Annotated in this window: 12 protein-coding genes; 7 read left to right on the plus strand and 5 right to left on the minus strand. The window is 35.1% G+C overall.

Going from position 1 to position 11,462, the window contains the following annotated elements:
- The first annotated feature begins 12 nt into the window (after positions 1 to 12).
- The 3 genes from htpG (at position 13) to ACFQ18_RS14810 (ending at position 3,408) form a co-directional block, all read left to right on the plus strand.
- A complete protein-coding gene (gene htpG, locus ACFQ18_RS14800; protein ID WP_047186831.1) occupies positions 13 to 1,890 on the plus strand; it encodes a molecular chaperone HtpG in 1,878 nt (625 codons plus the stop codon).
- 441 nt (positions 1,891 to 2,331) lie between these two features.
- Positions 2,332 to 2,946: a TetR/AcrR family transcriptional regulator gene (locus ACFQ18_RS14805; protein ID WP_047186832.1), complete on the plus strand. Its 615-nt coding sequence runs from the start codon at positions 2,332 to 2,334 to the stop codon at positions 2,944 to 2,946.
- A 51-nt stretch (positions 2,947 to 2,997) separates the two neighbouring features.
- Complete coding sequence (locus ACFQ18_RS14810) at positions 2,998 to 3,408, plus strand: Spx/MgsR family RNA polymerase-binding regulatory protein (protein WP_047186833.1); 411 nt, start codon at positions 2,998 to 3,000, stop codon at positions 3,406 to 3,408.
- A gap of 392 nt (positions 3,409 to 3,800) precedes the next feature.
- Here the strand turns inward: ACFQ18_RS14810 and ACFQ18_RS14815 are convergent, their stop codons facing one another.
- Positions 3,801 to 4,850, minus strand: coding sequence for a YkvI family membrane protein (locus ACFQ18_RS14815; protein WP_060668614.1), 1,050 nt, complete (start codon positions 4,848 to 4,850; stop codon positions 3,801 to 3,803).
- Positions 4,851 to 4,963: 113 nt separating this feature from the next.
- On the opposite strand from ACFQ18_RS14815, the gene alr reads away from it, so the two are divergent.
- The gene (gene alr, locus ACFQ18_RS14820) at positions 4,964 to 6,130 is read left to right on the plus strand and encodes an alanine racemase (RefSeq protein ID WP_060668615.1); all 1,167 of its coding nucleotides are present in this window, start codon (positions 4,964 to 4,966) and stop codon (positions 6,128 to 6,130) included.
- A 63-nt stretch (positions 6,131 to 6,193) separates the two neighbouring features.
- Here alr and ACFQ18_RS14825 read toward each other — a convergent pair whose 3' ends face one another.
- Both ACFQ18_RS14825 and ACFQ18_RS14830 read right to left on the minus strand, forming a co-directional pair.
- Positions 6,194 to 6,385 carry an H-type small acid-soluble spore protein gene (locus ACFQ18_RS14825; protein WP_047186836.1) on the minus strand — a complete coding sequence of 64 codons (192 nt, stop codon included), beginning with the start codon at positions 6,383 to 6,385 and terminating at the stop codon, positions 6,194 to 6,196.
- Between the two features lie 155 nt (positions 6,386 to 6,540).
- Entirely contained in the window at positions 6,541 to 6,879 is a 339-nt protein-coding gene (locus ACFQ18_RS14830) for a hypothetical protein (RefSeq protein WP_204798563.1), read from the minus strand.
- 322 nt (positions 6,880 to 7,201) lie between these two features.
- Between ACFQ18_RS14830 and ACFQ18_RS14835 the strand changes: the two genes are divergently transcribed.
- Positions 7,202 to 7,765 (plus strand): NADPH-dependent FMN reductase, encoded by a 564-nt coding sequence (locus ACFQ18_RS14835; protein ID WP_047186837.1) that lies wholly within the window; start codon positions 7,202 to 7,204, stop codon positions 7,763 to 7,765.
- A gap of 79 nt (positions 7,766 to 7,844) precedes the next feature.
- On the opposite strand, the gene ACFQ18_RS14840 is transcribed toward ACFQ18_RS14835, so the two are convergent.
- The gene (locus ACFQ18_RS14840; RefSeq protein WP_128715745.1) at positions 7,845 to 8,000 is read right to left on the minus strand and encodes a small, acid-soluble spore protein, H family; all 156 of its coding nucleotides are present in this window, start codon (positions 7,998 to 8,000) and stop codon (positions 7,845 to 7,847) included.
- Positions 8,001 to 8,125: 125 nt separating this feature from the next.
- Positions 8,126 to 8,680, minus strand: a complete 555-nt coding sequence (locus ACFQ18_RS14845; RefSeq protein WP_047186839.1) for a CDP-alcohol phosphatidyltransferase family protein — start codon at positions 8,678 to 8,680, stop codon at positions 8,126 to 8,128.
- 377 nt (positions 8,681 to 9,057) lie between these two features.
- Here ACFQ18_RS14845 and ACFQ18_RS14850 point away from each other — a divergent pair, with 377 nt between their 5' ends.
- Positions 9,058 to 10,242 (plus strand): acetyl-CoA C-acetyltransferase, encoded by a 1,185-nt coding sequence (locus ACFQ18_RS14850; protein ID WP_047186840.1) that lies wholly within the window; start codon positions 9,058 to 9,060, stop codon positions 10,240 to 10,242.
- A gap of 24 nt (positions 10,243 to 10,266) precedes the next feature.
- Entirely contained in the window at positions 10,267 to 11,043 is a 777-nt protein-coding gene (locus ACFQ18_RS14855; RefSeq protein WP_060669350.1) for a 3-hydroxybutyrate dehydrogenase, read from the plus strand.
- The last annotated feature ends 419 nt before the right edge of the window (positions 11,044 to 11,462 follow it).

Below are 11,462 nucleotides of genomic sequence, written 5' to 3' on the forward strand. Positions count from 1 at the left end.
GGAGATGTAACCATGGCAAAACAAGAGTTCAAGGCAGAGTCCAAGAAGTTATTGGATATGGTAATTAATTCCATATACTCCAAACGTGAGGTATTCCTAAGGGAACTTATTTCTAATGCAAGTGATGCAATTGATAAAATCTATTATCGCGCATTAACAGATGATAATATTACTTTTAACCAAAGTGATTACTATATAAAAATTGATGTGAATAAAGATAATCGTACATTAAAAGTAATTGATACAGGTATTGGAATGACGAAGGAAGACCTTGAATCCAACTTAGGAACTATTGCCAGGAGCGGTTCTTTCGATTTTAAAAATGAAAATGAATTAAAAGATGGATATGATATTATCGGTCAGTTTGGTGTAGGATTTTACGCAGCGTTCATGGTTGCTGATAAAGTTACTGTGATAAGTAAAGCGTTAGATAGTGACCAGGCATACGTTTGGGAATCTGCAGGAGCGGATGGTTTTACCATTGAACCTACAGATAAAAAGGACGTTGGTACGGAGATTATCTTATCTGTCAAAGAAAACACAGAAGATGAAAATTATGATGAGTACTTAGAAGAGTATCGTATTAAACAAATTGTAAAAAAATACTCAGACTTTATTCGTTACCCAATTAAAATGGATGTAACGGAAAGTAAACTTAAAGAAGGCACAGAAGATGAGTATGAAGATGTGATAGAGGAACAAACGATTAATTCTATGGTACCAATTTGGAAGAAGAATAAAAGTGAGCTAACAGATGAAGATTATGAAAACTTCTATACAGAAAAGCGTTACGGTTTTGATAAGCCATTAAAACATATTCACCTTAATATTGATGGTACAGTTCGTTATCATGCGATTCTTTATATTCCAGAAAATGCGCCATTTAATTATTATTCAAAGGAATATGAAAAAGGCCTTGAATTATATTCGAATGGTGTACTGATTATGGAGAAGTGTGCAGACCTATTGCCTGATTACTTTAGTTTTGTAAAAGGAATGGTTGACTCCGAAGATCTTTCTCTAAATATTTCTAGAGAAATGCTTCAACATGATCGTCAATTGAAAGTTATTGCAAAGAACATTAACAAGAAGATTAAAAACCAATTATTAAGTATTTTAAGAGATGAACGTGAGAAATACGAGAAATTCTATGAATCCTTTGGTCAACAGTTGAAGTTCGGGGTTTATAGCGACTATGGCATGAACAAAGATGTATTACAGGATTTATTACTATTCTACTCATCGAAAGAGAAGAAACTCGTCACGTTAAAAGAATATGTATCTAGAATGCCGGAAGATCAAAAATACATTTATTATGCTACAGGAGATTCAATTGAGCGAATTGAAAAGCTCCCACAAACAGAAATGGTAGCAGAAAAGGGCTATGAAATCCTATATTTTACAGACGAAATAGATGAATTTGCTATTAAAATGCTCATGAATTATGATGAAAAGGAATTCCGTTCTGTCTCAAGTGGCGATTTAGGAATGGAAGAAGATAATAAAGAAACAAAAGAACTAGAAGAAGAAAACAAAGATTTATTCGATGCGATGAAGGAAATTCTATCTGATAAAGTAAAAGAAGTAAAAGCATCTAAACGACTTAAATCTCATCCTGTCTGCCTAACAGCTCAAGGGGATATTTCCATCGAAATGGAAAAAGTAATTAATGCTATGCCTGATAATCAACAAATTAAGGCAGATAAGGTGTTAGAGATTAATGTAAATCATGATGTTTTTGAGTCCTTGAAGGAAGCTTATGATCATGATAAAGATAAATTAAATTTATACACGAATCTATTATATAATCAAGCACTGTTAATTGAAGGTCTACCTATTCAAGACCCAGTGGATTTTACAAATGATATTTGTAAAGTAATGGTTAAATAGAAGCAAGCCTCTACTTTCCTAGTAGGGGCTCATTTTATTTTACAAGGATATATCCACTTATTTTTCTATTAATCTACTAAAGTATATTTTTTAGAGAAAAGGATATACTTTTAAATAGAACGGGTATTGATTAAGGAGTTTTATTTTATCCCACTTTAAGCTTCTTGGGAAACATAGAAGGTAAGTGGAAGATCAACTGACCGTAAAGGCGATAGGAGCGACTAACCATTAGTGAGGGATGAAGGAAAATCCCCACCTATGGAAGTCTTCTTTATCCCATGATTCTGCCACAATTACATGGTAGGGTATATTTATAGGGCAATATGATCAAGAATATGACAAGTTGTCACATGAATTGGTTGACAAATGACATCGTGTCACTTAAACTTAAATTATACAAAAAGTGACATCGCGTCATAAGGGGAATTTGGAGGAAGTGCATTGCCGAAACAAACGTTTTTTAATTTACCCGAGAAAAAAAGGCAACATTTAATTAATGCCGCGGAAGAAGAGTTTGCAAGGGTTCCTTTGCATGAAGCATCTATAGCCAATATAGTAAAATCTGCCGGTATTCCTCGAGGAAGCTTTTATCAGTATTTTGAAAACAAAGAGGATATATATTTTTATCTACTAAAAGAGGAGACAGATGCTAGGAGAATTAAATTTTTCCAAAAGCTGGAGGAACATGACGGTGATATTATAAACGCTGTGACGGATTTTTATTATGAGTTTTTAGTTGAACTCCCCGATGATAGAGAATTTGACTTCCTAAAAAATGCTCTGCTCCATGTAACACATAAAATTGAAGATGCTTTTACAGCAGCTTTTAAAGGGAAACATGACACAGGATTTTTCAATGAAGTAATTGAAATGATTGATAAGGATCGTTTAAATACTAAAAACGATACGGAAATCTACCATATGTTACAAATTGTCATAGCAGTTGTGTTTCGAAACTTTGTAGAAAAGTTTTCAAAAGAGTTGTCTGATGATGAAGCAATTGAACATTTTACAATTGAAATGAACTTATTAAAGAATGGACTATATAAAAACTAATATATTTAACGAATACTATACTAGAATATTTAGGAAAATGGGGTATGATAAATGACAGTTAAAATATTTGGCGCATCTTGTTCATCGACGAGGAAAGCAAGACAATGGTTTAAAGATCAGGACATTTCATTTGTAGAAAGGAATATTTTAAAGAACCCACTAACTGTAAACGAACTTCAAGGGATATTACGAATGACAGTGGATGGAACAGACGAGATTATTTCTACTCGTTCCAAAATTTATAAAGATTTAAATCTAGATATGGACGCGATTCCACTACAAGAGTTACTTGAATTAATTCATCAATATCCAAGGTTGCTTCGAAGTCCGATAATAATGGATGAAAAGAGACTACAAGTAGGGTATCATGAAGATGATATTCGTCAATTTTTACCTCGAAAAACGAGAGAGTATCAGTGGTTGAAGTGGCGAATGAATAATATCCAATTTGCTGAAGGGTAAAACTACTACGAAAGTGCGTAATGTTCATTAATTAAACCCACTTAGGGGGGAGTCTTATTAAAGTAATAGCTGAGCAATCTTATGTAAAGGTTGAAAGGCAGATAAATAGTGTTGAGATGACTCGGGTTGAACATCAACGTACAATATACCTTTATGATAACCGAATTGTAACGGAACATCGCGAATTTCCAATAAAAGATGTTCTGGATATCTCCTATCGCTTCATTGGTGGGGATGGGGGTCTTCTCTATCTATATACATCTTGTGGAGTGTATTCCTACATCGTAAAGTCATCACCGGAAGATTTTGTTCAAACGTGTAAAGAGCATATTTTAAATTATCCTCATTCTTAAAGGTGGAAGTATAGCTGATATACTTCCACCTTTTGTTCTTCAATCATGATTTCTCTTTCGAAAAAACGTAACAATCAAAGTACCAATCAATACTAGTCCTAAGTAACCAATGAGTGGGTAGAATTGACTTACTAAATCAGTAAAGCCGATAAAGCTTAGAATATATCCTAAAATGAGGAAAATAGTCAAGAGCACTTTAAACCTTCTTGTTCCAACTTTTGCAAAACGTGCAGTTAAAGAGAAAAACATACTAATAGCGGTATTGAATATCATCCCAAAAAGGATAACAGACATGATACTCCCAAGTATTGGGGATATACTATTCACGATGGAAAGCATAGGCATATCGTCCGCTGCTACCGTTTCAATTTTTGAGAAGATGGCTAAATTACTTAAAATGATTAATGCACCGAGACCAAGTCCTCCAACGAGACCACCAAGTGTTGCCGTTTTAATATTTTTTTCTGCTCCACCCATAACTAATGTCATAGAGGCACCTAACGCAATATTAAAAGATACATAATTGATGGTAGAAATAATCCAGTTCGGTAGTGGTGTATATACTTCTCTTGCTATTGGATCAAGATTGGCAAAGGATGTATCAAGTGTAAAAAAGGAGTAAATTGAAATAATGATAATGAATAAAACTAGGAATGGAGTGATACTACCAATTACGGAAACTACTTTGTTAATTTTTAACATACCAGTAGTAAGAATTAGAATTGCCATTAGAGTTGTTCCAACGAAGTAAGGTAAACCAAACTGTTGGTTAAGGTTTGACCCAGCTCCAGCAACCATCACAACTCCAACACCGAATAAAGTAAGTATTAGAATAATATCAACTAGTACACCGAGATAGGGGCCGCTAATGGCATAAATCGCATCCTTATGAGAGCTTGTCTTCGTCTTACTACCAATTAACATAAGTACCATTCCGAGAAAGGCAAATAAGGCAGTAGCGATAATTCCCCCAATAATACCTAATAGACCAAAACTTGTATAATACTGCAAAATTTCTTGACCTGAGGCAAAACCTGCCCCAACAATAATTCCGATAAAAGCACTAGCTAATTTCAAAATTTCCCTCATAACGTCCTCCAAAACTTGCTACTTTGCTATTTTATTATAAAATGAAATAATTATAATATATCACTTAACAAAATCAATTACGATTAGTTTGCTTAAAATTGGAGGAAGTAATCATGGCAGTAGGAAGCTATCGAGATACATGGGTTGAAATATCACTAGATGCTTTAAAAAGCAATGTAAAGGCATTTAAGAATCATATTAACCCAAAGACAAAATTAATGGCTGTGATAAAGGCGGACGGCTATGGCCACGGCGCGATTGAAGTTGCACAAGCAGCACTGGAAGAAGGAGCGGATTATTTAGCCGTTGCTATATTAGATGAAGCATTACAAATCCGAAAAGCCAAGATCAATGCTCCTGTCTTAGTATTAGGATATACAGGAATAAGTACAGAAACAGCCGTAGAGGATGCTATAAATTCAAATATAACGTTAACTGTTTTTACCAAGGAAATAGCTAAGGAAATAGTAAAAACAGCTGAGGAATTAAAAAAGATCGCAAAAGTGCATATTAAAATAGATAGCGGTATGAACCGAATTGGAATTAGAAAAAGAGAAGAAGCATTAGAACTCATATCATTATTAACATCAAATTACGTACAAATTGAGGGGATCTTTACTCACTTTGCTGATGCAGACAATTCAGATTCCACATATACAGATAAACAATTTAAACATTTTTTGTCAGTGGTTGATTATTTGGAGGAACATGACATTCAAATACCAATTAAACACTGTTGTAATAGTGCAGCAACTATTTCTTATCCTCACATGCATATGGACATGGTACGGGTTGGTATAAGCTTATATGGATTATATCCTAGTGAACATTTAAAAAATAAAATTAAACTTATACAAGTTATGAGTTTTAAGACGAAACCAGTCCACATTAAAAATGTGGATATCGGTGAACCGATAAGTTATGGTTGTACATTTTCAACGAAAAGTCATTCAAAAATCGCCACGATTCCAGTCGGTTATGCAGATGGTTTTACAAGAGCATTATCGAATAAAGGGAATGTCTCCGTAAAAGGAAAAAGGGCACCAATTGTAGGACGGATTTGTATGGATCAATCGATGATAGATATAACGGATATACCCTATGTTAGCAAAGAGGACACTGTCACCATTTTTGGCGAACCTAGTGACGGTTTTATTTCTTTGGATGAAGTTGCGGAACAGTTACAAACCATCCACTATGAAATAGTCTGTTTAATTGGAAGACGTGTATCACGCGTCTATATTCAAAATGGAAAATTACATCATGCAAAAGGATTATAATAATGAAGTAGTAATGAATAAACACTCCGTAAACCTAAGCGCAGGTTTACGGAGTGTTATGTTTCACTGTACTAAATTCACCTGATTTAACCCGTTTAAATCGACTTCTTGTACATGGTGCATATCATCAAGAGGAAAAATAGTTGCAGTTCCTTCCTGTTCGTTTACTGCTTGAATATATACAGGAATGCCATGGTAGTTTACATTAATCATCTCAATGGATTCCAAAATATCTTGTGCTGTTTTACTATCCATGATGTCCTCCTTAGTACTTGCATTTTACGTCTTTTCTAGCTGTTAGGGGATGGAAGAACCCATTTACTTTTATTTTTTGTAGGAGGGACCGAAATATTCTAATTGATATCATCCATTTTCTTCTAGAGGTCCACTGAGAATCTAATTATTTAGTTTTAAAATAATAATCGTGACCATGGATCTCTACGATTAGTGTCATCACGGTCATCATCATGGTGATGTCTTTTACGGTCGGAACCTCCGTCTTTGTCATCATGATGATGTTTCTTGTGGTCAAAATCACCGCCTACATCATCATGGCGATGTCTCTTACGGTCGGAATTACCGCCTTCATCATCATGGTGACGTTTCTTGTGGTCAAATTCTCTATCCCTAACATTATCATCTTTTACAAAAACTTCTTTCGCCTTAATGAAAACTCTGTTTGCATGAATGTTAACGTCATTTACGTTATCATGGTTCTTCTTACTTTTTCTATCCTCACTGTGAGACATGCAGTTTCCTCCTTTCCATATAATAACCTATGTTTATCTAAATGTAGCTGAATAGGTAAAGGCTCAGATTTATATAAAATAGACTAACAACTATTCCTCGATAGAAAATAGAGATTGCTTAACATGGTTTGAGGTAAAAACATTATTAATGACCTTAAGTATTGGACTAAATGAATCATTTATTACTTTTAGTAACCATATAATAAAAGGGAATTAAATATCTTGCAATAAGTTGAAAATGATGTTATATTATTATCAATTAAAGTATGTTTAATTAAAAATAATTTGACATACATTTATCATATAGGAGGAATATAAGTCTATGTTAAAAATAGGTATTATTTTAGGAAGTGTACGTCAAGGACGTAATGGAGAAGCTGTTGCAAACTGGACACTTGACTTTGCTAACAAACGTAACGATGCTGATGTAGAATACGAATTAGTGGATCTTGCCGATTACAATTTGCCATTTCTAGGTGCTGAGATTCCAGAAACACAACAAGCCGAAGCTGAAAAGGCAATTAAAGCATGGTCAGAAAAGATTGCTTCTTTTGATGGATATATCATTATTGCACCAGAATACAACCATGCAATTGGTGGAGCATTGAAGAACGCATTAGATTATTTAAACCCAGAAGTGAATAATAAAGCTGCTGGATTCGTTGGATACGGAAGTTTAGGTGGAACACGTGCTCATGAGAACCTACGTCTGATTTTAGGTGAACTTCAAGTAGCAGACGTTCGTACTGCAGTAACATTCTCATTATTAGCCGACTTTGAGAATTTCAGCGTATTCAAACCAGCTGATTACCATGAAGCTAATGCAACTGAAATGTTTAATCAAGTAATTGCTTGGAGTAAAGCTCTTAAAACAGTTAGAGGTTAATTATTCGTAGTTTTCGTTCTTGTGAAGATTTAAAAAAAATAGAGTGCTAAAGGATGCACTCTATTTTTTATTAAATGACTCATTCAATTGGGACAATTCCACACTTATCAAGGGGAATTACTTTAACCATATGACTATGTTCATCATATTGATTCATAACAACAGACCTACCATTATAGTTAACAGGGATTAAATCATGGGAATCCATAATTTCTCTTACCCTCTTCTTATCCACTGCATAACCACCTTATTCTTTAGGTAATTATTAATATTCTCTCCACGTTATAATAAAACCATGCAGTTGAAGTCTGATTTAGAACAAAAAAGCAAATTGCATCATAACAATCTGCTTTTGTTCACTCAGGCTCTATATAAATGAATAAATTCAAGGGCGTACATAATGAAAGAAATAGTAAGGAAGATTCCAGTAGTAATGACTAGAATAGCTGCTACTTGTAAGTTTAATTCCGGAAATGCAATAAATAGCCCCATAGCAACATAGAATACCGTGGTTGATACTTTTCCAAACCACTTTGAACCATCTAGCTTTTTTCCTTTTTTTAATAAAATAAGTCCATTGATACCCATAAATAATTCTTTAAGAACCACTAATAATACTAAAATCCACATATATGGGTAATGAAATACAAGGCAAATGACAATTGCGGCTTGGGTAAGTTTGTCAGCAATAGGATCTAACGTTTTTCCGAGTTCTGTTATTTGGTTGAATTTTCTTGCTATAAAGCCATCTAATAAATCAGTTAAACCAGATAAAAAGATAATAAATGCTGCAATATAATAATCATTTGTCTCCGTTGCACTGAAGTAGATATAGATAAAGAAAGGAATAAGCAAGATCCTGATGCAAGATAAAATATTTGGGATAGTCAACCATTCCCTTTTGGTTAGCTTCACACCAACATCCTCCTAAATGTTTTGTAAGTTTTATCCCACCTAAACAGGCAGTAAGACTCTCACCTCAAGATTGAGGGAGATCAACTGCCCGTAAAGATTCGATAAGTACGGCTAACCATCAATAGGAGATAAAGGAAAACCCTTACTGATGGAAGTCTTCTTTATTGTATCATTTTTATCATGTTAATAAGACTATTTCTACTTCTGGCAAATAATATCCATCATTAACTAAAAATTATGTAACAGTCGAAACTAGGATTCTATTGTTTATTTAGGTAAAATATACATACGTTCATCTATTATTATAATTTATGGTTCAAATAAATGTTTTATTATTTAAACATAGACGGAAAGAAGAAAAAGCGGGAGGTTAAATAATGAGAGAAGTAGTTATTGTTAGCGCGGTACGTACAGCGATAGGAAGCTTTATGGGGATGTTGAGTAATACACCAGCAACCGAATTAGGTGCGATTGTTATAAAAGAAGCACTACATCGTGCAGGATTAGAAGGTAACCAGGTGGATGAAGTTATTATGGGAAATGTCCTTCAAGCGGGATTAGGACAAGGACCAGCACGCCAATCTGCACTTAAAGCTGGTATACCTGAGGAAGTTCCAGCAACTACCATTAATAATCTATGTGGTTCCGGTCTAAAATCTGTTCACCTTGCCACCCAATCCATTCAAGTAGGTGATGCAGAAATTGTGGTTGCTGGTGGGATGGAAAATATGAGTTTGGCTCCATATCTTTTACCTAAGGGAAGAGAAGGGTTCCGAATGGGGGACGGTAAAGTTGTCGATAGTATGATCAATGATGGTTTACAATGTGCTATCAATGAGTATCATATGGGGATAACAGCGGAAAATATTGCTGAAACATATAGTTTAACGAGGGAAGAACAAGATGAATTTGCTGCCTGGAGTCAGCAAAAAACGGAAAAAGCAATTAAAAATGGTAAGTTCAATGAGGAAATAGTTCCTGTTGTTATTCCTAGACGAAAAGGAGATCCAATAACATTCGCTCAAGATGAGTTCCCACGTGACAGGGTAACTACTGAGAAGTTGTCAAAATTAAGACCTGCATTTAAAAAGGATGGAACGGTTACAGCGGGGAATGCGTCTGGAATAAATGATGGTGCAGCTGCATTGGTATTAATGAGTCGAGAAAAGGCAAAAGAATTGGGAGTGAAACCTTTAGCTGTTTTACGTGGAAACGCGTCTGCTGGAGTAGATCCAAAAATCATGGGTATTGGTCCTGTACCTGCAACGAATAAAGCCTTTCAAAAGGCAGGAGTTTCGATGAGTGATATTGACTTAATTGAAGCAAATGAGGCCTTCGCAGCACAATCATTGGCTGTTGGAAGAGATTTAGATATTCCCAAAGACAAGCTTAATGTAAATGGTGGTGCTATTGCCTTAGGCCACCCAATTGGCGCAAGTGGAGCAAGAATTTTAGTTACATTACTTTACGAAATGAAAAGAAGAGGCGACCGCTTTGGCTTAGCAACCCTTTGTGTTGGCGGTGGCATGGGCGTTAGCAGCATTGTAGAAATGGAAAACTAACATACGATTTTGGAGGGACGCAAATTGGTTAACCAAAAGGTAGTTTTTATCACCGGAGCAGCAAGCGGAATTGGGTACCAGGTTGCTGTCGAGTTTCTGAAAAATGGGGCAAAGGTTGTTTTATCTGATATTAATGATGAAAAGCTTAAAGATGTGACGAAGGATTTACAAATGAAGGGTCATGATTGTATCGGTTTAAAGGTAGATGTGACAAAAGAACAGGATATAAAAAGTGCTATCCATCAAACAGTTGAAAAATATGGAAGACTTGATGTTTTAATTAATAATGCCGGACTTCAACATGTCGCACCAATTGAAGACTTCCCAACAGAAAAATTTGAATTTATGATTAAGGTTATGCAGATTGCACCATTTATCGCTATGAAACATGCCTTTCCAATTATGAAAAAGCAAGGGTTTGGTCGTGTTTTAAATATGGCATCTATTAACGGGTTAATAGGGTTTGCTGGGAAAGCAGCATATAATAGTGCAAAGCATGGATTGATAGGATTAACAAAGGTTGCTGCGTTAGAAACGGCTGAAAATGGTATTACGGTAAATGCTATTTGCCCTGGATATATTGATACACCTTTGGTCCGAGGACAATTTGAAGATCTAGCAAAAACACGTAATGTACCGGTTGAAAAGGTGAAAGAAGAAGTCCTTTATCCACTTGTTCCTCAAAAGAGGTTAATTGATGTACAAGAAGTAGCGGACTATGCTCTATTCTTAGCAAGTGATAAAGCCAAAGGAGTAACCGGCCAAGCCGTTGTCCTTGATGGTGGGTATACGGCACAATAAATCAGATTGACTAGTTATACTACAAGTGAGAGAAATAATTTGAAGAAACTTGAAAAGCAACGGAAGTTATTAAGGATATTACAATATATGATAATAGACAAGGTCAACTTTTTGTAAAAAAAGTTGGCCTTTTTGTTATCACGGACAAAACTCATGAAAATGAACGAGGAAAAGGTCGAGAGAGGAGTTATCACGGACAAAACTCATGAAAATGAACGAGGAAAAGGTCGAGAGAGGAGTTATCACGGACAAAACTTATGAAAATGAACAAGGAAAAGGTCGAGAGAGGAGTCATCACGGACAAAACTCATGGAAAAGAGCCAGGAAAAGTCCGTGAGGGGATACACCTGCTTCTGTCAAGTAGACAGTACCAAAGTGTCTCAAAAAACTTTTCACAATACCTTTGTTTCCGATAGTTT

It is taken from the genome of Oceanobacillus caeni (assembly GCF_042678465.1).
GTDB lineage: Bacteria > Bacillota > Bacilli > Bacillales > Amphibacillaceae > Oceanobacillus > Oceanobacillus caeni.